The following is a 19569-nucleotide window of genomic DNA, read 5'->3' as shown; positions in this document are numbered from 1 at the left end:
CAGAACTAAAGCGGCTATTGTCGCGCCGCTGACTTTGGTTGGCGTGTTGGTTGCCCGCGTGGTGGAATGGTAGACACAGGAGACTTAAAATCTCTAGGCCGTATAGGCCGTACCGGTTCGAGTCCGGTCGCGGGTACCAGTAACCATCTGAAAACTGGGTGTAGTTTTCTCTCTAGCTCCGGACTTCTTTGCCAGATGCAAGACTTGCAACGATAAATCCCAGAAGCAAGGCGACCAACACGCTGATGCCCAACATCAGCACGGACGCAGATACAACTGGGGGGAGCGCTTCAATAACGCTCCAGAATACGTTCAGGATGGCTTCCATCGATCAATCTCCTTTAGGTGCAAACATGGCTGCACGCTTTCATCTTGTCCGAGGGTGTAGCCTGTGTCGAGGGGGGAGACTTTGATCTTTGTCACATAGATCGACACGGCTGCCATTTTTCGGCCGGCAAAAAAGAAAAAGGCGCGGCTGTTGGGCCGCGCTTTGGTAGGTTAGCTTTTGCGTTTGCCTGCGAACTTTTCTTGCCACTCTTCGCGTTCATCATCGCTGATTTTGCGGAATGTGACATCCGGCACTGCGAAGGGGTGACCGGGTTGCAGCGTTTCGAGGGCTGCAGCCACGTCATCCGGCCAATTTGTGTCTTCGGTTTGCATTGCAGCCATCAGGGTTTCTGAGGCGTCGGGAATGAAAGGTGCTGAAATCACCGCGTAAAACCGTATCAAATTCAAGGCGAGACGGATTTGCGCAGCGGCTTTTTCCGGGTCTGTCTTGAAAGTTGACCATGGTGCAGCAGTTTGTAAGTATTCGTTGCCTGCGACCCAAATCGCGCGCAGTTCCTGCGCTGATTTGCGGACCTCCATGGCAGTCATGTGGTCTTCGTAGGAGCGCATTCGGGTGGTCAGCTCGGCAATTAGGGCCTGTTCTGTTTCTCCCAGTTCGCCACCCGCGGGCACTACTTCGCCAAACTTGGAGCGGCAGAATTTGGTGACTCGGCTGACGAAGTTGCCAAGCACGTCTGCGAGGTCTTTGTTCACAGATTGCTGGAAGTTTTCCCAAGTAAACTCACTATCGGAGCTTTCCGGGGCGTGAGACAAGAGCCACCAGCGCCAGTAGTCGGATGGTAGGATTTCAAGCGCTTGATCCATGAAGACGCCACGCCCACGTGAAGTGGAGAATTGACCGCCGTCATAATTCAAGTAGTTGAAAGACTTGATGTAATCCACAGCCTTCCATGGTTCTTCAGAACCCAAAATGGTGGCCGGGAAGGACAGCGTGTGGAACGGAACGTTATCTTTGCCCATGAACTGGGTGTAGGTCACGTCGTCCGCGCCTTTGTCGGTGCGCCACCAGCGTTCCCAGTCGGTGCCTTTTTCGGCGGCAACCCATTCCTGGGCGCAGGCGATGTATTCGATGGGGGCGTCGAACCAGACGTAGAAGACTTTGCCTTCCATGCCGGGCCAGTCTTCGCCGCCTTTCTTAACGGGTACACCCCAGTCGAGATCGCGGGTGATGCCGCGGTCTTGCAGGCCATCGCCGTCGTTCAGCCATTTGTTTGCAATCGACGTGGTCAGGATCGGCCAGTCACCTTTGCTGTCGATCCAGGCTTGCAGTTTCTCACGCATCTGCGATTGGCAGAGGAACAGGTGTTTGGTCTCGCGCTCTTCAAGATCGGTGGAACCTGAAATGGTGGAGTAGGGGTTGATCAGATCGGTTGGATCCAGCTGTTTGGTGCAGTTGTCACACTGATCGCCGCGTGCGCTCTCAAAGCCGCAGTTGGGGCAGGTGCCTTCGATGTAACGGTCTGGAAGGAAGCGGCCGTCTGCATTGGAATAGACCATCTTTTCAGACACTTCACGGATCAGGCCCATGTCGGCCAAGCGGCCCGCGAAGTGTTGGGTCAGCGCGTGGTTTTCCGCGCTGGAGGAGCGGCCATAGTGGTCAAAACTCAGGCGGAAGCCGTCGGCAATCTTGGTCTGCACGCCGTGCATTTCGGCACAGTAATCGGCGACATCCTTACCAGCTTTTGCAGCGGCCAATTCGGCGGGAGTGCCGTGTTCGTCAGTGGCGCAGAGGAACAGCACTTCGTTGCCGCGCGCACGCATGTAGCGGGCGAACAGATCGGCTGGCAGCTGGCTGCCAACAAGGTTGCCGAGGTGTTTGATGCCGTTGATATACGGCAAGGCCGAGGTGATCAGATGGCGCGCCATGTGGGTGTCCCTTAACTGTTTCAAACCCCATTAGCCCAAAGATAAGTCCAGTTCCACAGGCGAATTTCCACGTCGGTATTGCGTCTGTATTGCGGCTGTATCGCGGAGGTGCAAATTTGAGGTCTATTTGTCGTCTTTTTGGGGTGTTTCTTCGGTTCGGTTGGGCTTCTCACGCTGACGCTTTGTGATGCGACCGACGGTGAAAGACGTACGCGGTGCGTAGACATATCGCGTGCGGCGCTCGGCAGTGGGCCGTGCCAACATACGGGTCAGGCCAAAGACAATCAGAAGCGCATGTCCTGCGGCAATCATGATGAAGAGGGCGGAGGGACCAAACCGCTCGATTAGACCAGAAGCAAAAAGCGGGGTGCCAATGGCGCCCACGGCAAAGAAGAACATCAGTGCGGCGGAGAGTTCGACCCGTTCCTCAGACGTGGCAAAATCATTCGCGTGGGCGGCAGAGACCGAATAGATCGGGAAAGAGGTGAAGCCAAAGAAGGTTGCATTGAGCATAATCATGGCCGTGCTGCTGGCGCCCATGGTGACAGTGGTGGCGCAGGACAACACCGCAGCGGCAGACAGCCAGATCAGCACCCAACGACGGTCAAATTTGTCGGCCAGCCAACCGACGGGATATTGGGCAATGGCGCCGCCCAGAACAAAGGCTGCAAGGAACCATGCAATTTGTCCAATTTGCAGCCCCACTTCGGTGCCGTAAACAGGTCCAACCATGCGGAAAGAGGCGGAGCTCAGCGCGGCGACAATCACGCCGGCAACCGCCAGTGGGGAGCGTTCATACGCCAGTTTCGGGCGCAGGCGCGGGGCTTTGGGGGTTTTGGGTTGTGGAGATGTTGTCAGCGTGATGGGCAAAAGCGCGGCGCAGCAGATCAGAGCAAGCAGGTTGTAAGACACATAAGAGGCTGGCTCCAAAACACTGATCACCAGTTGCGCACCAAGAGAGGCGACCATGTCGACCACGCGGTAGGTGCCCATGGCGCGGCCTCTGTTTTCGTTGGTGACTTTGGATTGCAGCCACGCCTCGACCACGGTGAAACAGCCCGCCACGCAGAGGCCGGAGGCCACGCGCATGAGTGCCCAGGCGTAGGGATCCACGACAATGAAGTGACCGAGAAGACCGATAGCCCCCATCGCGGTGAAGGTGGCAAAGGCGCGGGAGTGGCCGACGCTGCCCATCAAACGCGGTGACCACCAACAGCCGATGAAGAACCCCAGAAAATGCGCCGAGCCCAAGAGGCCAATCTGTTCTGTGGTGAAATTCAGCGCGATGCCGGACAGCGCATCCAGAGGCCCCACGCCGCCGGAGCTGAGTTGCAAAAGGATGACCGAGAGGAACAGGGCCGAGAAGGTGATGATCATGCGCATGGGGGCAGCATGGCGGTTTGCGACGCGATGACTAGAGGGAATTCGACTTGGACGTGTCGTTTTTGCGCGTGACTATCGCAAAATGCGTGCCGCCAAAGAGGGGCTGATCCTATTGATGCCGCGCAGCAGACGGGCTTTGCCAATCCAGGTTTCTGATTTCTGATCAACAAGCCCACGTAGGATTTGTGTGGCCACTTTGTCCGGGCTGTCTTTGCCGGTGCCGCGCCCGGCGGTCATGGGGGTGTCCACCAGTGCGGGCAGAACTTCGTTCACCAGCAGCTGCGGAATGGCATCGGCACATTGATAGCGCAGAGCGCGCAAGTAGTGGCGCAGGCCTGCTTTGGTGGCGCAGTAAGTGGGGGCGTCACGTTTGGGGGCAAGGGCCAGTGACGAGGTGATGGCGGAGACAAAGGGTTTGGGGTGCTGTGCCAGAGTGGGGAGCAGGGCGCTGGTCAGATGGATTGGAGCTTGCAGGTTGAGGGCCAGTTCCAGCTCGGATTGGCGTGGATGTTTGGTGAGGCCTTCAGGGATGTTTTGGGCAAACTGCACGCCCGCTGCGTGGATGATGCCGGAGACATGGTAGCCTTGAATTTGTGCCAGCAGGGCGTCACGTCCCTCGGCATTGGAGAGATCCGCCTGAATTTTCTTCAGTGCTTCCGGTGAGGCACCTGTCAGACGGTCCAAAGCTTGCGCGCTGCGGCCCGTGGCGATGACCAATGCCCCGGCCTCTGTGAGGGCGCGGGTGAGCGCGCGGCCAATGCCGCCGGTGGCGCCAGTGATCAGAATACTGTGGTGGGCGAAGTGTGGCATAGGTAAGCCTTGTGTTGCTGCGTGTTTCAGTCAATATGTGAGTTATTGCTCACGTTTTGGACTCGCTTTGCTATGCCTGTGAAGATTTCTGTGCAACCTCCTGCAAAACCACGCAAAAAGCCGCGTCAGGCGCGTGCGCAAGCAACAGTGGATGCCATCACGCAAGCCTCGGCTCACATTCTGGTGGCGCAGGGCTTTGAAGGGTTTAACACCAATGCGGTGGCGGAGCGGGCGGGTGTGTCCGTGGGATCGCTCTATCAGTATTTCCCCAACAAGGAATCGATCGTTGCGGAGATGGTGCGGGCTAAGCGGGCGCGGCTGTTGAGCGGGTTGCAAGCGGCGGAGGTGGTGCATCAGGAGGAAGAGTTGCCGGAGGCTTTGGCAGCTTTGGTGGCGGCGACCATTGCACATCAGAAGGGTTGGCCGCAGTTGTCGCAAGCTTTGGATCGCGCGGCGGCTTTGGTGCCGTTGTCGGAAGAGGGCGCGGCCCTGACGGCGGCAATTTTGGACGTGTTGCAGCGGGTGTTGCGGCGGCATGCGGTGACAGATGTGGAGGTGGCGGCGCTGGATCTGTTGTCGCTGTGTCGTGGTATGATTGATGGTGCTTTGCTGCGTGGGGAGACTGATACAGCCGCGTTGCAGGCACGGGTGATGCGGGCGGCGTCAGGCTATCTCGGCATCGCTGCCGCGTGAGGTCAGCTTGGGAGCATGGGGCAACCCGGTGAGTTGCCAGCTTTGTGGGGGCGCGTTGCGGGCGCGCAGGCGGGTGAGGGACCAGGCGTCTGTGTTGGCGCGGTGATCCTGCGCCATGTGCCAGCGGCTTTCGATGCCTTGCGCGCCACCTTCGCCGGGGGTCAGGATCAATCCCAGAGGGGCCATGCCGCTGGCCTTTGCGCCGGTTTCGGCGGCCAGATGCAGACGGCGCACGGGGGTAAGTGCAGGCGGGCCGGGCAGGTCGGCCACCACCAGAGGCACGGTGCCGGCGCGCAGAACCTCTTCCATGGTCCAGAGCACTTCTTCCGGACGACGGGGGCTGACAAAGGTCACACTGCCAGGGTTGAGAAAAGGCGCCATGCCCGCCGGATGGAGCGGGGCGGCGCCCCAATCCGGGGCAATCCAGAACAGCGGGCCTTTGGCCTGATGTGCCAGCCACAAAGCAAAGCTGTACCGCGCCGGGCCGCAGGCTTCGTGTAGGCGTGCCAAGATCAGCGCCACCTCGGGCAAGGGAGAAAGGGCATCTGCCGGGCGGGACGGTGCGCGTTTGAGGAGGTGGGTGGCCATGATGGCAATGTAGCATGTTCCGCTTTCGTTCTCAATATAGCACGTGCTTTACGGCGGGGTAAAAATCCGTCACCGTCGTTGCAAACAGGGAGATGACAATGGCTGGACATGGCTATGAAGGTGGGCGGCTGGATTTGCCGTTTGTGGGAATTTCAACCTTTGGAAAGCGGGCTTATCAGCCGGATTGGGAGGCGATCGAGGCTGATGTGGCCGTGATGGGTGCCCCTTATGATTTTGGCACGCAATGGCGCAGTGGGGCGCGGTTTGGGCCGCGAGCGGTGCGCGAGGCCTCAACCTTGTTCAGCTTTGGCCATGCTGGCGCATATGATCATGAGGATGACGCCACCTATCTGCCGGGCTCGGTTCGGATTGTGGACATTGGAGACGCGGATATCGTGCATACCGACACGATGAAAAGTCATGCCAATATCGAGGCTGGGGTACGGGCGATGCTGAAGGCGGGGGCTTTGCCGGTCACCATTGGCGGCGATCATTCGATCAACATCCCTTGTATCAATGCGTTTGATGACCAGGGGCCCATCCACATTTTACAGATCGACGCGCATCTGGATTTTGTGGATGAGCGCCACGGAGTGCGCTTTGGTCATGGCAACCCAATGCGAAGGGCAGCGGAAAAGGACTATGTCACCGGTCTCACGCAGGTGGGCATTCGCAATGTCAGCTCCACCGCCAAAGAGGGCTACGCAGATGCGCGGGTGATGGGCAGCGACATCCTCAGCGTGCGGCAAGCGCGCAAGCTTGGGGCAGAGGCGTTGATCAATCGTATTCCCGAAGGGGCACGGGTTTATGTAACCGTGGACATTGACGCCTTTTGCCCGTCCATTGCGCCCGGCACCGGCACGCCCAGTCATGGTGGCTTTCTCTATTATGACGTGCTGGAGATGATGCAGGCGTTATCAATGCGCCATGATGTGGTCGGCATTGATCTGGTTGAAGTGGCGCCGGACTATGATCCCACAGGCTCCACGGCAATTCTGGCGGCGCAGCTGTTGCTCAACACATTGGGGTTCATTTTCCACGCCCGCGGCACGCGCTAATCCACTACATTCATATTCCCTAAATATCTCGGGGGTGAATTGGCGCACCCAAGCGGGGAGCTGGCCCCCGTGACCCCGCTTGCGATCAACGCCATACGCCCTAAGTTAAGCGCAAACAGTTGTGACAGGATGATCTTCCATGAAAATGAACCCTTTGGGCCAAACGGGCATCGAGGTGTCCGAGTTTTGCCTTGGCACCATGACCTTTGGCACACAAACCGACGTGGTCGCGGCACATCAGCAGATTGATATGTCGCTAGAGGCGGGCATCAACTTTGTTGATGCGGCGGAGATGTATCCGGTGAACCCGATCAGCCCGGAAACCCAGGGACGCACCGAGGAAATCATCGGCACCTGGTTTGCCAAGACCGAGCGACGCAGCGATATGATCCTGGCAACCAAACACTCCGGTGCGGGTTTGGCACATGTTCGGGACGGGGCGATGATTTCGGCCAAGACCATTCCGGAAGCAATCGAAGGCTCGCTCAAGCGGCTTCAGACCGACTACATCGATCTGTATCAGTTCCACTGGCCCAACCGTGGGTCTTACATGTTCCGTCAAAACTGGGACTATGATCCATCAGGCCAAAACAAACAGAACACGCTGGCACATATGGAAGAGGCACTTGAGGCCTTACAAAACGAGGTCGACAAGGGGCGTATCCGTGCATTTGGCCTGTCCAATGAAAGCACCTGGGGGACGGCACAGTGGTTGCGCATGTCCGAGGAAAAAGGCGGACCACGGGTGGCGTCGATACAGAATGAATACTCGCTACTCTGTCGCATGGGCGATACTGATCTGGCGGAGCTTTGTGTAAATGAGCATGTGGGATGGCTGGCATTTTCGCCGTTGGCCACTGGGCTGCTGACTGGGAAGTATCAAGGTGGGGCAACGCCAGATGGGTCCCGTAAGGTGATCAATGGCGATCTGGGCGGACGGGTGAGCCCACGGGTGTTTGACGCGGTTCAAGCCTATCTCGACATCGCAGCGAAACATGGTTTGGACCCGGTACATATGGCAATGGCTTTCACAGTGCAGCGGCCATTTATGTGCTCGTCGATCTTTGGGGCCACAACCGTCGAGCAACTCAAGCACATTTTGGCAGGCGCTGATTTGCGGCTGAGCGCAGAAGTGCTTAAAGACATCAGCGACGCGCACCGCGCGCATCCGATGCCGTATTAACTCCGTCAGGACAAACATGACCACGCAAGATACTTCGGACCTCCCAGAGGTTCTGGCCACCATCACCGCTTCCCCAATGCGCCGCCTGTTTGGCCTCGCAACCCTGTTTGTCTTGGGCGGGGTGTTGATCTACGTCGCTCTGACCACCGCGCCAGCTCTGCATTGGCGGGTGTTTCTGCTGGTCTTTGGCGGGTTGGTGCTTTGGTTGGCAGATGCCACCCGTCGGGCGACGGAGCACCGTATCGAGCTTACTCATCAGGGTATTCGCAGCACGTCAGGTGAGATGATTGTGCCGTTGAACAATATTGCCGCGATCAAAGTTGGCATGTTTGATCTCAAACCCTCCAACGGCTTTACCGTACACCTAAAAAAACCCCGGTTGCGCAAGTGGCAACCGGGGCTTTGGTGGGCGTTTGGCCGACGGGTGGGCATTGGCGGCGTAACACCCGGATCTGAGGCCAAATCCATGGCCCAGATCATTGAAGCACTGCTGGCGGAACGGAGCCAAACCGAGGGGTAAAAGCTCCGCGCCGCAACAGCGCCGTCTTAGCTGTTGCTCCAGGCCAATTGTGGCGCAAAGCGCGGGCGGGTGAACACAAATGTGTCGATATCCATGTTCAGCGCGCTTTCTTCACCGTAGGGGCGTTGACCGTTCCAGCCTGCCAGAATTGGCGGCGCGTATTGAGCCGACGTTTCCACAACGATCAGACTTTCACCGTCCACCAGAACTGGCAACTTGCCCTTCATCGCTTCGAACTCTGACGCGGTGATACCGCTGCCACTGCCGTTGCTGCGAGACCAAGACAGTTCATAGTCGCCGGAAACAGGGCTCCAAAACACGTGGCTCACGGTGAGCTTGTGTTCGCTTCGAACTGTGGAGATTTCCTCTAGTACGGCGTGTATACCATTTAGGTACTCCGCGTTTACGGCGGTGGTTTCGCGCGACAACATGTCGGAAACGGCAAAGGCGGCTTTCTCCGTGGTCGACTTTGCGCGGTAGGCGTCAAAGATGTTCATCATGACAAACAGACAAAACAGCAGGGTCGGGAAAATGATCGCAGATTCGACTGCGACAGAGCCCGAGGCGTCCTTGCGGAACGTCGCAAGCGATTTGCGTAGGTTCAATACAGACATGGATCAACGAGGCTCCTGAACAAAGGTGTTTTCAACAACCAAGGCGTACTCACCCTCGCTGTTGCGGACGGCGACCGGCACAAACAAGGCGCCGGGGAAGATGGCCCGAACCGAGGCACAGGCCCGTAGGAACATCATTTCATTGGCTGCGCCATCGTCAAAGCGCACAACCGGATCAACAGTTGCGTTGTCCTCGTGCAGGGTGCCACAGGTGCTGGCCTCTGGCACTTCAGTCCAATTGCGAGGGTCGCGTTGGAACATCTGCAGAGACAGATTGTTGGTGCAGTCTGGAATGACACTGGCCTGATCGCAAATTTGCTGAACCAGTTCATCATGCGACGGCGTATGGCCTGTGGAGAGGCGAATGTCGCGCACCGCCACATCAAGTGACCTTTCCAGATAAGCGTAACGCAAGGACATCAGGCCAAGTTCGGCGGACGCCAGGAAAACGCTTAGGTAGAAGGGCACCATGATGACAAAGTCAACCGTGACAGCGCCGTCTTCCTTGCGCAGGATTGAGCGGGCTTTTTTGAGAACCGAATGGATCATTGGATCAACCTCAGCTGACGGATGGATGTTGCGATGGCGGCAAAGGCATCCCGGATTTCGAGACCTTGCACATCGAAGTAGTGGCTGTCGGAACTTGCGCAGTCTTTAAGAACAACGCGCGCTGCGTCAGGTGCTTCGAAACCAATTGCGTAGACAATGACGCCTTGTTCTTTGGCGGCCTCACAAACGCTGCGGGTGCGGGCGTCTTTGGTGCCGTAGCCTACATCGTCGACCACAGGGTAATACCATTCGTTCCGTGCAGCGCTTTCGCCCATAAGTGGACCGTAGATATTATCCGCCACGTATTTCGGTGTCGTGTAAGCCCACAGGTCTGCATAAGACAGAACTTTGGCTTCGCCTGGTTCGTTCACCGTCACGGTTTTTTTGATCTTGTAGTACCGCTTGCAGCTGCCGTTGCGACGGTAAGACCGACACACGTCCGAGTTCACAGTTTCTGTGGTCTCGTAGCTGCCTTCGCCATAGGCGTGGTCTTTGTATTTGTACTGCGACGGCCAGAAGTAAATCGGCTCATTGTAGATGCCGTCATTGTCGTCGTCCCATTCGTCTTCGCCGAGATAGATCGAATAGAAGTCCTCTTGCGCGTTGTACCAAACGTTAGAGTCATCGTAGCGGTAGTTTTCGGTCACAAAGTGCTGACGCGTGTTTTGACCATCCGACATCAGGACCACAATTTTCAGAGATTCATTGCTGCCGTAGTCATATGGACGGCCCTCAAACACATTGGAGATGGTGCCTGTGTCTCCATCGGTGCTGTCGATCATGCTGGAGACCACCGGTTGAAATGACGGATCAAGCAGGGCGGTACCCCATTTCATGCCGGTGTCGATGGAGGTGTTGCCTTTGGCAAAAAAGCTGTCGATGTAGGTTTTCAGCGCCTGTGTGTCATTCTGCATCAGCGCCAATTCACGAGAGCTCTCTTGTCGGCAATCGATGTAGCTATCGTTGACCACAGAATTGTTGGAGCGATTGTCGTACTCGCTGCTGCTCCAAGTAAAGTGAAGCGTGCGATCGTAGGTTTGAGTTGGGGAGATAGAGTTGGTGTTGTAATCTGCGGCATCAAAATTCAGGCAATTGGCAACCGGGTTTTCGCCCTGGGTTTGCAGCGCAGCCATAACTTCGTCAGGGGTCGACACCTGCGCAGAGTAGGGGACAATCGAGATCGACATGGTGTCGTCCTCGGTGGTGTCGTCCATTGTTTGCACAAACTCTTTCGCAGCAACCTTCAGATTGCTCAAGCGACTATTGTTGCCCATTGAGCCGGACACGTCGAGCACCATTGAAATTTCGATATTGCCGATGCGCTCTTCTGCGGTGCCGCTTGCGCCAATTGTCAGGCTGGTGCGCGCGGGTAGCCTGGCTTCCAGTTCCTGAACTTCTGCGCTGGTGTAAATCCCGCTGGAAGGTTGTTCCGGGCTTTCGCGCAGTGTTTTGAGGTCGCGGCCAACCGTGCTGTAAACGAGATTGGATTCAATCTCAGCGGTCGCGCTGACGCTGCGATGATTGAGCGATTGCGACACCGTTACTTCGTTGAGAGTGTGGGCGACCCCGGCTTTGTCAAAGTAATCCGCAACAACGGTTTCCGCGGGGCGCGTTTGGTCCAGATCCGCGGCGGCCAAAATGGCGCGATCCAAAGTGTGCTGCAGCTGTGTGCGCCGCATTTCTGCAAGCATGATGTCGGCGCCAATGCCGCCAATCATGATCATCATAATGATGAGAAAAACGCTAAAGCCGACCATGACACCGTCTTCTTCCTTGCGGAAGCGGTGTGTGCCCAACCGCCAAAGGGCCTTTGGCAGGGGCGTAACAGGTGGCCTTTTCGGTGCCTGAAACTGTTTCATTTTACATACCTCTCTGCGACACACCCGACATGGGACTCCCCGTCTCCAGACGGTCTGCGTCGCAAATTCTTATTTCAATGGATTGGGGCGTAATTGGGGCGAAAGCTGGCAGTTCGTTAGGCGATGATTAAGATTTTTGTCAATTATTGCAGGTGGTTGGATACAGTTGTTGTGGATTGAGGGCTTCTGTTTCCAAGATGGAGACAGAGACAAGTCATGGTGTTGCGAATTTTCAACTGTTATCTTTGCGGCTGTTATGACCTTACTCATACCTAAGTCGGTAAATGTGGCAGTGAGTCGCAGTGTGTTGCTTGTCGGGAGGATAATGATGAGCGCTATTAAAGAACCGAGTTTTCGGGAAAGTGTTGACCTAATGTTCAATCGCGCGGTTGCGCTGATGGACTTGCCACCGGGCTTGGAAGAGAAAATTCGCGTGTGTAACGCGACCTATACCGTGCGATTTGGCGTGCGCTTGCGGGGGCAGATTCAAACGTTCACGGGCTATCGGTCTGTGCACTCTGAGCACATGGAGCCCGTAAAAGGTGGTATCCGTTTCGCCCCGAGTGTGAATCAGAACGAAGTTGAGGCGCTGGCTGCGCTGATGACATACAAATGTGCGCTTGTGGAAGCGCCGTTTGGGGGGTCCAAAGGCGGGCTGTGCATTGATCCACGTAAATACGACGAACATGAGTTGGAACGCATCACGCGCAGGTTTGCTTATGAGCTGGCCAAGCGTGACCTGATCCATCCTTCGCAAAACGTGCCGGCGCCTGATATGGGCACCGGGGAGCGTGAGATGGCCTGGATTGCAGACCAATATGCGCGCATGAACACCACAGATATTAACGCGCGCGCCTGTGTCACCGGCAAACCGCTCAACGCGGGGGGGATTTCTGGCCGCGTCGAAGCGACCGGCCGTGGCGTGCAATATGCGCTGCAGGAGTTTTTTCGGGATGAGCGCGGTGTTGCAAAAGCTGGCTTGGACGGCACGCTTGATGGTAAGCGCGTCATTGTGCAGGGTCTCGGCAATGTGGGGTTTCACGCTGCTAAGTTCCTGTCGGATGAAGATGGGTCCAAGATTGTTGGTGTCATTGAGCGCGATGGTGCGCTGTACAATGAAGACGGCATTGATGTTGACGCGGTGCAGCAGTGGTTGGCCAAACACGGTGGTGTGTCCGGGTACCCAGATGCAACCTACACCCGCGAAGGCGGCAAAGTGTTGGAAGAAGCCTGTGACATCCTCATTCCGGCGGCGCTGGAAGGGGTGATCAACATGGAGAATGCCGCGCGCATTCAGGCCCCGTTGATCATTGAAGCTGCGAACGGTCCGGTGACCGCTGGGGCGGACGACATCCTGCGCAAAAAAGGCACCGTGATCATTCCGGACATGTATGCCAATGCCGGTGGTGTGACCGTGTCCTACTTTGAGTGGGTCAAAAACCTGAGCCACATCCGCTTTGGTCGGATGCAGCGTCGCCAAGAAGAGGCGCGTCACCAGTTGGTGGTGGATGAGCTTGAGCAGATCAGTCAGGCGCTGGGCAATCAGTATAGTTTGACCGACAGATTTAAGCAGAAGTACCTGCGCGGTGCGGATGAACTGGAGCTTGTGCGCTCTGGCCTTGATGACACCATGCGCATTGCCTATCAATCTATGCGAGATGTATGGCACGACCGTGCCGATGTAGAGGATTTGCGTACAGCGGCCTACCTCGTGTCGATTGACAAAGTGGCAGCCAGCTATCGCGCAAAAGGACTTTGATGGTTGATTTGGCAATCAGCTGCCGATGTGGGCAGTTTGGTGCAAAACTAAAAAATGTGAGCCCGAAAACGGGCTCACATGTACAATGCTACTGTAAAGATTGTCAGGCTGGCGCAAAGGCGCTGGGTGCGGAAGAGACGCTTTTGCCGCGTGGCGGCTCTGACATCTATCAGACCATTCCCGCGAATTTGGAACTTACCAAAGGGCAGGAGCATCTGGCTTGCCTGCGTTTGTCCCCGAAGGGGCTTATGCGGTGGTACGCAAGCTGTTGTGACACGCCGGTGTTCAACACGCTTGGGGGCACGAAGCTGGCGTTTATTGGTGTGTCGGTTCCAGCCATGCAAGGCGACGGGGTTGGCAAGGCTATTGGTAAGGTGATTGCGGTGGTACATACCAAAGACGCGCCGTTTGGCACGGAACCGCTTAAAGACTATGGTTTCAACAAAGCTGGTTTTAACGTGCTGGCGCGCCACTTCGGAGCGTTGATGCGTGGACAAGTGAAAGACAATCCCTTGTTCAAGGGGGGCGAACCTGTGGTGGAACCGCGTGTGTTAAGTAAGGCAGAGCGCAAAGCCGCGACGCCTTAGCAGGGGCCTTATCGAGCTTCATTCCTTGTTTCCCAGAGCCTGATTGCAATTGAGCGTTTAGCGACGCATTCTGTCGCTAAGCGACCATCCTCACGCGTGATTTCTGCGCCTGATGTCAGGAGGTCGTGTCGAATTTGATGACACGCCTTAGAGGGCATTCAGAGGGCAAAGAGATGCGGTTTTCCGGCCTCAAGGTTTTGGCAGAAGGACTGACCGGCAACAAAGGCTGGGCCGCGCATTGGCGCGATGCGCAGCCGAAGCCGGAATATGACATGGTGATCATTGGTGGCGGAGGGCATGGGTTGTCGACCGCCTATTACCTCGCCAAGAACCACGGCATGACCAATATTGCAGTGCTGGAAAAAGGCTATCTGGGTGGCGGCAATGTGGGGCGTAACACCACCATTGTGCGGGCCAATTACTTTTTGCAGGGCAACAGCGAATTCTATTCGCATTCGCTGAAGTTGTGGGAAGGGCTGGAGCAGGACCTCAATTACAATGTGATGCACTCTCAGCGAGGTCTCATCAACCTGTTCCACAGCGACGGGCAACGTGACGCCTTTGCGCGGCGCGGTAATATGATGATCAATCAGGGGGATGATGCGGAGCTGCTGGATCGGGAAGGGGTGCGCAAGAAGTTGCCCTACCTTGACTTTGAGCAGGGGCGCTTTCCGATCTATGGCGGGCTCTATCATCCGCGTGGCGGCACGGCGCGGCATGATGCGGTGGCTTGGGGCTATGCCCGTGGCGCGTCAGACCGTGGTGTGGATCTGGTGCAAAACTGCGAAGTGACGGGGATCGACATCGAAGGCGGTTTCGTGAAAGGCGTGCAGACTAGCAAAGGCGTGATCCGGGCCAAGAAGGTGGCGATTGTTGTGGCTGGGCGATCCGGGCTTGTGGCTGGGATGGCCGGGCGGCGACTGCCAATTGAGAGCCATGTGTTGCAGGCCTTTGTGACCGAGGGGCTGAAGCCGGTGATCGATCATGTGATCAGCTTTGGCATGGGGCACTTCTATATCAGCCAGTCGGACAAAGGTGGCTTGGTCTTTGGCGGGGATCTGGATTTTTATGCGTCTTATGCGCAGCGCGGTAACCTGCCGATGAAAGAGCATGTCATGGAGGCAGGGATGACGCTGATGCCGATGATTGGCAAAGCCAAGGTTCTGCGCTCTTGGGGAGGGATCATGGATATGACGCCGGATGGCAGCCCGATCATCGACAAGATGGAAGGCATCGACGGGCTCTACATCGATTGCGGCTGGAACTACGGCGGCTTCAAAGCGGTGCCAGCTTCGGGCTGGTGTATGGCGCATTTGATGGCGACGGATCAGCACCACGACTATGCCGCGAAGTTCAGGATGGATCGGTTCCGCACGGGTGTCGGTATCATGGATGAAGAGGGCACCGGCTCTCAGCACAACTTGCATTGAGGAGGCGGCAGTGAAGACAACGTTGAAACTCATAGCGGTGACTGGTGCTTTGTTGGCCGGTCCTGCATTGGCGGAAGGGCCGGATGCGGGCTGTTATGTGCGTGACTACTCAGATGCGCATTTGGCGCAATCTCCAGCGCAGGTGGTCGATTGGATGCAATTGTGGGTTTACGAAGACGAGAACAGCAACAAGTTGGCCAACATGCTGGTTGGGTTTTCCACGCAAGGCCATGTGGCGGGGACCAAGCATTCGGGGCAGGTGTTAGACCAGTTCCTGCTGTGTTTTGACTACGAAGGCCGTGCAGGTTGCGCGGTGGAATGTGATGGCGGCAATTTCTATGTGACCCGTGACAACGGTGACGCCATGACCATTGAGACCGAAAATTTGTGGGTGGGAGAGACCGACAGCTGTGGCGGGGCGGTGGATTTGGCGGAAGTGCCGGGCAAGGCTGTGAAGTACAAGCTTAACCGGGTGGCGGCGCATCAATGTGAGGCTGCGCGCACTGTATATAACTCTGATCACACCGATATCTCGGAAGGTGTCCCAAGTGGTGATGGGGAGAACAAATGAGACTGACCTGTCCGCATTGTGGCGAACGTGATCTGCGTGAGTTTTATTATCAAGGGGATGCCGTGGCGCTGAACCGTCCCGACCCCGACGCAACTGATGTTGAGTGGGACGACTATGTGCACAATCGCGACAATCCCGCGGGGGAGACGCGGGACCTCTGGTATCATGAAGGGGGCTGTGGGGCTTGGATTGTGGTCACGCGTAACACAGTGACCCACGACGTTCTGTGCACCGAGCTGGCGTCAGACCTGAAGGAGGCCAGTGCATGAGGGTTGCGGGCAAGGGCTGTGTGGATCGGAGCAAGCCGGTCAGTTTTACTTTTGACGGTCGTCGCGTGCAGGGCTTTGCGGGGGACACAGTGGCCTCTGCGTTGCTGGCCAATGACATCAAACTGGTGGCGCGCTCCTTTAAGTATCACCGTCCACGCGGTGTGATGGGCGCGGGCTCAGAAGAGGCCAACGCGCTGGTGACTGTGGGGCGGGGGGCACATCAGGAACCCAATGTGCGCGCCACGATGCAAGAAATCTATGACGGGCTGGAGGTCCGCAGCCAGAACCGCTGGCCAAGTCTGGATGTAGACCTTTTGGCAGTCAATGATCTGGCAGCCCCGTTTCTGGGGGCTGGGTTTTATTATAAGACGTTCATGTGGCCCAAGGCGTTCTGGGAGCGGGTGTATGAGCCGGTCATTCGCCGGTCTGCAGGGTTGGGCTCTCTATCTCGGGAACATAACGCAGACCTCTATGAGAAGGCTTTTGCGTTTTGTGATGTGCTGGTGATTGGTGCCGGGCCTGCGGGGCTGATGGCGGCCTTGACCGCTGCGCGGGCCGGGGCTGATGTGTTGCTCGCTGATGAAGACAGCACATTGGGCGGGCGTCTGAACGGAGAGTGTGAGGACATAGACGGTATCGCAGCGGCGGAATGGGCCGCTGATATGGTGGCAGAGTTGGCGTCGTTGCCCAACGTGCGGCTGATGCCGCGCACCACAGTGACCGGAGCCTATGACCATGGCACCTATGGGGCGCTTGAGCGCATTAGTCATCATTTGAGTGACGCCAGTGGGCGTCCATTGGAGTGTTTCTGGCGCATCGTGGCGAAGCGTACGATTTTGTGCGCAGGCGCAATTGAACGGCCTATCGCGTTTCGCAACAATGATCGGCCTGGCATAATGAGTGCGGCGGCGGTGCGGACCTACGTGAACCGTTACGGGGTTGCACCGGGACGGGCGGTGACAGTGTTCACCAACAATGATGACGGCCATCGCACGGCCCGAGATTTGAAAGCGTGTGGTGTGCATGTCACTGCGGTTCTGGACAGCCGGAATGACGGGCCTTCGGGACAAGGCTATCCTGTGATCTATGGGGCTGAGGTCTGTGATGCAGGAGGGCGCAAGGCGCTTGAAAGCGTCACTTACCGAACGGTCAGCGGAGAAGAGAAGCTTGGGACGGATTGCCTAGCGGTGTCTGGTGGTTGGAATCCAGCCGTTCACTTGACCTGTCATATGAATGGACGTCCAGAGTGGCGCGATGACATTCAGAGCTTTGGTCCCGTTGAGGGCATGGTGCCAGGCCTGACCACGGCGGGGGCTTGCAACGGAACCTTCTCAACGCTTGGCGCGTTGCAGGAAGGGGCAGACAAAGCCAATGACGCGGTTCAGGCTCTGGGTTTCAAGTCGATAGACGCGGAAGTGCCAGCGGCAGAGGATGCGCCTTACAACATGGCGCCGCTTTGGGCGGTGGCCGGTCGCGGTCGCGCGTGGCTGGATTTTCAGAATGACGTGACAGTAAAGGACGTGAAACAGGCGGCGAAGGAGAATTTCCGCTCTGTGGAACATATGAAACGCTACACCACACAGGGCATGGCGCCGGATCAAGGTAAAACATCCAGCATGGGTGCGCTGGCGGTGCTTGCAGATGCTACAGGACGGGGCATCCCGGAAACGGGCACCACCACCTTCCGCCCGCCGTTTGTTCCGGTGAGCATTGCGGCGCTGGGCGCGGGGGCGCAGGGCATTGGTTTTGCGCCGGAACGCTTGACCACCAGCCATGAGGCCAGTGTCACCAATGGCGCGCCGATGATTGAGGCGGGGCTTTGGTATCGTCCGAGCTATTACCCTAAAGCTGACGAAACCAAGTGGCGGCAGAGCTGTGATCGCGAGGTACAGATGGTGCGCAATGCGGTTGGGGTGTGTGATGTGTCCACGCTGGGCAAGATCGACATACAGGGACCGGATGCAGCGGTGTTGCTGGATTTTGTCTACACCAACACCTTCAGTACGCTGAAGGTTGGCAAGGTGCGCTATGGTCTGATGCTGCGTGAAGATGGCACGGTGATGGATGACGGCACCACTGCGCGACTGGGTGAAGATCATTTTGTCATGACCACCACAACGGCGGCGGCGGGGCCGGTGATGCGACATCTGGAGTATGTGCATCAATGCCTGCGTCCGGAGTTGGACGTGTCGATGGTTTCGGTGACAGAACAGTGGGCGCAGTTTGCGGTGGCAGGGCCTGAGTCACGCGAGATGTTAGCTGGAATTGTGGGCGAGGAGATAGACACCGAGACCTTCCCATTCATGGGCTGCGGCGAGATTACAGTTGGCGGCGTACGCGGGCGGTTGTTCCGAATTTCGTTCAGTGGGGAGCACGCGTATGAAATTGCTGTGCCCGCGCGTTACGGTAAGAGCCTGTATCAGGCGCTGGTGCAGAGAGCTGAGGCTCTGGGCGGTGGGGCCTATGGGATGGAAGCACTCAACGTGTTGCGCATTGAGAAAGGCTTCATCACCCATTCCGAAATCCACGGACGCACCACGGCTTTTGACATTGGCCTGGAACGTATGGTGAGCGCGAAGAAGGATTGCATCGGCAAGACCATGAGCGAGCGGCCTGGGCTGTATGGTGACGAGCGAGAGCAACTGGTGGGCTTGAAGCCTGTGGGGCCGGTGAAACAACTGACCGCCGGGGCGCATTTGTTTGAGGTGGATGCCGAGCCTGTGCGCGAGAATGAGCAGGGATATACCACCTCAGTTGGCTTCTCGCCGACATTTGAGAGTTTCCTTGGGCTGGCGTTTCTACGAAATGGACGGGCGCGGCATGGAGAGCAGGTGATGATGGTGGACCATCTTCGGGGCGTGACGACGCGGTGTGAAGTTTGTGATCCGGTGTTCTTTGATTCAGACGGAGGGCGGATGCGTGGTTGAGTTGAGAGCCAAGACGCCGTGTGAGGGCTTGCTGCCGCTGAGTGTTGGCGAGGTGTCGTTGACCGAAGAGCTGCCAGTGAGCCTGTCTATGGTGACTGCAAGGGCAGGCCGCGTAGAGGCCTGTTCCGACTTGTTGAAGTCCGCGCATGGCATGGCAATGCCAAAACCCAATCGGGCAACTGGCACGACGGAGGCTCGGGCGGTTTGGTTTGGGCGTGATCAAGTGATGTTGGTTGGTCCGGCTCCAAGTTGGAGTCTTAAGAACGAGGCAACCTTGGTAGATCAGAGTGATGCCTGGGCGGTGGTGAAGCTCGAAGGTGCAGGCGCGGAAGAGGTGTTGGCACGGCTTGTGCCTATAGATTTGCGCGGTGCCACATTTAAACGGGGCCACACAGCGCGCACCATGCTGGGGCATATGACTGTGTCTATCACGCGGGTTGGGGAGCAGGCATTTCAGATCATGGCGTTCCGCTCAATGGCCAAAACACTTGTTCACGATTTGCAAAGGGCCATGGAAAGCCTTGCCGCACGGGGGTAGTCTCGTTGGGTCTAAAG

At 57.2% G+C, this 19569-nt stretch carries 19 protein-coding genes and 1 tRNA gene; 12 read left to right on the top strand and 8 right to left on the bottom strand.

Translation table 11 applies throughout. The features are described 5' to 3' along the window. The first annotated feature begins 52 nt into the window (after positions 1-52). Positions 53-139: transfer RNA gene (locus tag QOL67_RS07265), tRNA-Leu, on the top strand. 33 nt (positions 140-172) lie between these two features. Here QOL67_RS07265 and QOL67_RS07260 read toward each other — a convergent pair. From QOL67_RS07260 to QOL67_RS07245, 4 genes are all read right to left on the bottom strand, one after another. Beyond that, the gene (locus tag QOL67_RS07260) at positions 173-328 is read right to left on the bottom strand and encodes a hypothetical protein (RefSeq protein ID WP_283425294.1); all 156 of its coding nucleotides are present in this window, start codon (positions 326-328) and stop codon (positions 173-175) included. 170 nt (positions 329-498) lie between these two features. Then, the gene (gene metG / locus QOL67_RS07255) at positions 499-2214 is read right to left on the bottom strand and encodes a methionine--tRNA ligase (protein WP_283425293.1); all 1716 of its coding nucleotides are present in this window, start codon (positions 2212-2214) and stop codon (positions 499-501) included. Positions 2215-2337: 123 nt separating this feature from the next. Continuing rightward, positions 2338-3597 (bottom strand): MFS transporter, encoded by a 1260-nt coding sequence (locus QOL67_RS07250; protein WP_283425292.1) that lies wholly within the window; start codon positions 3595-3597, stop codon positions 2338-2340. A gap of 72 nt (positions 3598-3669) precedes the next feature. Beyond that, a complete protein-coding gene (locus tag QOL67_RS07245; RefSeq protein WP_283425291.1) occupies positions 3670-4407 on the bottom strand; it encodes an SDR family NAD(P)-dependent oxidoreductase in 738 nt (245 codons plus the stop codon). Between the two features lie 72 nt (positions 4408-4479). Between QOL67_RS07245 and QOL67_RS07240 the strand changes: the two genes are divergently transcribed. Continuing rightward, on the top strand, positions 4480-5100 hold the full coding sequence (locus QOL67_RS07240) for a TetR/AcrR family transcriptional regulator (protein WP_283425290.1): 621 nt from the start codon (positions 4480-4482) through the stop codon (positions 5098-5100). Here the strand turns inward: QOL67_RS07240 and QOL67_RS07235 are convergent. Then, the gene (locus QOL67_RS07235; protein ID WP_283425289.1) at positions 5071-5688 is read right to left on the bottom strand and encodes an ImuA family protein; all 618 of its coding nucleotides are present in this window, start codon (positions 5686-5688) and stop codon (positions 5071-5073) included. The two genes, QOL67_RS07240 and QOL67_RS07235, sit on opposite strands and share 30 nt — an antisense overlap. Positions 5689-5786: 98 nt before the next feature. On the opposite strand from QOL67_RS07235, the gene speB reads away from it, so the two are divergent. The 3 genes from speB to QOL67_RS07220 all read left to right on the top strand — a co-directional run bounded on the left by speB (position 5787) and on the right by QOL67_RS07220 (position 8449). Continuing rightward, on the top strand, positions 5787-6746 hold the full coding sequence (gene speB, locus QOL67_RS07230; RefSeq protein ID WP_283425288.1) for an agmatinase: 960 nt from the start codon (positions 5787-5789) through the stop codon (positions 6744-6746). A gap of 139 nt (positions 6747-6885) precedes the next feature. Further along, positions 6886-7929, top strand: coding sequence for an aldo/keto reductase (locus tag QOL67_RS07225; protein ID WP_283425287.1), 1044 nt, complete (start codon positions 6886-6888; stop codon positions 7927-7929). A gap of 16 nt (positions 7930-7945) precedes the next feature. Beyond that, a complete protein-coding gene (locus tag QOL67_RS07220) occupies positions 7946-8449 on the top strand; it encodes a hypothetical protein (RefSeq protein WP_283425286.1) in 504 nt (167 codons plus the stop codon). 26 nt (positions 8450-8475) lie between these two features. Here QOL67_RS07220 and QOL67_RS07215 read toward each other — a convergent pair whose 3' ends face one another. Genes QOL67_RS07215 through QOL67_RS07205 form a run of 3 tightly spaced genes read right to left on the bottom strand, consistent with a single transcriptional unit; the run spans position 8476 to position 11471 of the window. Beyond that, positions 8476-9063: a TadE/TadG family type IV pilus assembly protein gene (locus tag QOL67_RS07215; RefSeq protein WP_283425285.1), complete on the bottom strand. Its 588-nt coding sequence runs from the start codon at positions 9061-9063 to the stop codon at positions 8476-8478. A gap of 3 nt (positions 9064-9066) precedes the next feature. Continuing rightward, positions 9067-9612 (bottom strand): TadE/TadG family type IV pilus assembly protein, encoded by a 546-nt coding sequence (locus QOL67_RS07210; RefSeq protein WP_283425284.1) that lies wholly within the window; start codon positions 9610-9612, stop codon positions 9067-9069. Then, positions 9609-11471: a pilus assembly protein TadG-related protein gene (locus QOL67_RS07205; protein WP_283425283.1), complete on the bottom strand. Its 1863-nt coding sequence runs from the start codon at positions 11469-11471 to the stop codon at positions 9609-9611. The genes QOL67_RS07210 and QOL67_RS07205 overlap by 4 nt, the downstream gene beginning before the upstream one ends. A gap of 328 nt (positions 11472-11799) precedes the next feature. Between QOL67_RS07205 and QOL67_RS07200 the strand changes: the two genes are divergently transcribed. The 7 genes from QOL67_RS07200 (at position 11800) to QOL67_RS07170 (ending at position 19552) form a co-directional block, all read left to right on the top strand. After that, on the top strand, positions 11800-13230 hold the full coding sequence (locus QOL67_RS07200; protein WP_283425282.1) for a Glu/Leu/Phe/Val family dehydrogenase: 1431 nt from the start codon (positions 11800-11802) through the stop codon (positions 13228-13230). Further along, positions 13230-13817, top strand: a complete 588-nt coding sequence (locus QOL67_RS07195) for a DUF6151 family protein (protein ID WP_283425281.1) — start codon at positions 13230-13232, stop codon at positions 13815-13817. The genes QOL67_RS07200 and QOL67_RS07195 overlap by 1 nt, the downstream gene beginning before the upstream one ends. 173 nt (positions 13818-13990) lie before the next feature. Beyond that, a complete protein-coding gene (locus QOL67_RS07190; protein WP_283425474.1) occupies positions 13991-15247 on the top strand; it encodes a sarcosine oxidase subunit beta family protein in 1257 nt (418 codons plus the stop codon). Between the two features lie 10 nt (positions 15248-15257). Then, positions 15258-15818, top strand: coding sequence for a hypothetical protein (locus QOL67_RS07185; RefSeq protein ID WP_283425280.1), 561 nt, complete (start codon positions 15258-15260; stop codon positions 15816-15818). Next, positions 15815-16087 carry a sarcosine oxidase subunit delta gene (locus QOL67_RS07180; protein ID WP_283425279.1) on the top strand — a complete coding sequence of 91 codons (273 nt, stop codon included), beginning with the start codon at positions 15815-15817 and terminating at the stop codon, positions 16085-16087. Before QOL67_RS07185 ends, QOL67_RS07180 begins: the two co-directional genes overlap by 4 nt. Then, on the top strand, positions 16084-19014 hold the full coding sequence (locus QOL67_RS07175; protein WP_283425278.1) for a sarcosine oxidase subunit alpha family protein: 2931 nt from the start codon (positions 16084-16086) through the stop codon (positions 19012-19014). Before QOL67_RS07180 ends, QOL67_RS07175 begins: the two co-directional genes overlap by 4 nt. Continuing rightward, entirely contained in the window at positions 19007-19552 is a 546-nt protein-coding gene (locus QOL67_RS07170; RefSeq protein ID WP_283425277.1) for a sarcosine oxidase subunit gamma, read from the top strand. Before QOL67_RS07175 ends, QOL67_RS07170 begins: the two co-directional genes overlap by 8 nt. The last annotated feature ends 17 nt before the right edge of the window (positions 19553-19569 follow it).

Source organism: Shimia sagamensis (genome assembly GCF_900182745.1).
Taxonomy (GTDB): Bacteria; Pseudomonadota; Alphaproteobacteria; order Rhodobacterales; family Rhodobacteraceae; genus Shimia; species Shimia sagamensis.
The sequence above is the reverse complement of the archived record's forward strand: the minus strand, read 5'-3'. Positions and strand labels throughout refer to the sequence as shown.

Bases quoted from the DNA above. Each gene is read 5' to 3' on its own strand.
- QOL67_RS07260 (WP_283425294.1), bottom strand. From the start codon at position 328: ATGGAAGCCATCCTGAACGTATTCTGGAGCGTTATTGAAGCGCTCCCC.
- metG (WP_283425293.1), bottom strand. From the start codon at position 2,214: ATGGCGCGCCATCTGATCACCTCGGCCTTGCCGTATATCAACGGCATC.
- QOL67_RS07250 (WP_283425292.1), bottom strand. From the start codon at position 3,597: ATGCGCATGATCATCACCTTCTCGGCCCTGTTCCTCTCGGTCATCCTT.
- QOL67_RS07245 (WP_283425291.1), bottom strand. From the start codon at position 4,407: ATGCCACACTTCGCCCACCACAGTATTCTGATCACTGGCGCCACCGGC.
- QOL67_RS07240 (WP_283425290.1), top strand. From the start codon at position 4,480: ATGCCTGTGAAGATTTCTGTGCAACCTCCTGCAAAACCACGCAAAAAG.
- QOL67_RS07235 (WP_283425289.1), bottom strand. From the start codon at position 5,688: ATGGCCACCCACCTCCTCAAACGCGCACCGTCCCGCCCGGCAGATGCC.
- speB (WP_283425288.1), top strand. From the start codon at position 5,787: ATGGCTGGACATGGCTATGAAGGTGGGCGGCTGGATTTGCCGTTTGTG.
- QOL67_RS07225 (WP_283425287.1), top strand. From the start codon at position 6,886: ATGAAAATGAACCCTTTGGGCCAAACGGGCATCGAGGTGTCCGAGTTT.
- QOL67_RS07220 (WP_283425286.1), top strand. From the start codon at position 7,946: ATGACCACGCAAGATACTTCGGACCTCCCAGAGGTTCTGGCCACCATC.
- QOL67_RS07215 (WP_283425285.1), bottom strand. From the start codon at position 9,063: ATGTCTGTATTGAACCTACGCAAATCGCTTGCGACGTTCCGCAAGGAC.
- QOL67_RS07210 (WP_283425284.1), bottom strand. From the start codon at position 9,612: ATGATCCATTCGGTTCTCAAAAAAGCCCGCTCAATCCTGCGCAAGGAA.
- QOL67_RS07205 (WP_283425283.1), bottom strand. From the start codon at position 11,471: ATGAAACAGTTTCAGGCACCGAAAAGGCCACCTGTTACGCCCCTGCCA.
- QOL67_RS07200 (WP_283425282.1), top strand. From the start codon at position 11,800: ATGAGCGCTATTAAAGAACCGAGTTTTCGGGAAAGTGTTGACCTAATG.
- QOL67_RS07195 (WP_283425281.1), top strand. From the start codon at position 13,230: ATGGTTGATTTGGCAATCAGCTGCCGATGTGGGCAGTTTGGTGCAAAA.
- QOL67_RS07190 (WP_283425474.1), top strand. From the start codon at position 13,991: ATGCGGTTTTCCGGCCTCAAGGTTTTGGCAGAAGGACTGACCGGCAAC.
- QOL67_RS07180 (WP_283425279.1), top strand. From the start codon at position 15,815: ATGAGACTGACCTGTCCGCATTGTGGCGAACGTGATCTGCGTGAGTTT.
- QOL67_RS07175 (WP_283425278.1), top strand. From the start codon at position 16,084: ATGAGGGTTGCGGGCAAGGGCTGTGTGGATCGGAGCAAGCCGGTCAGT.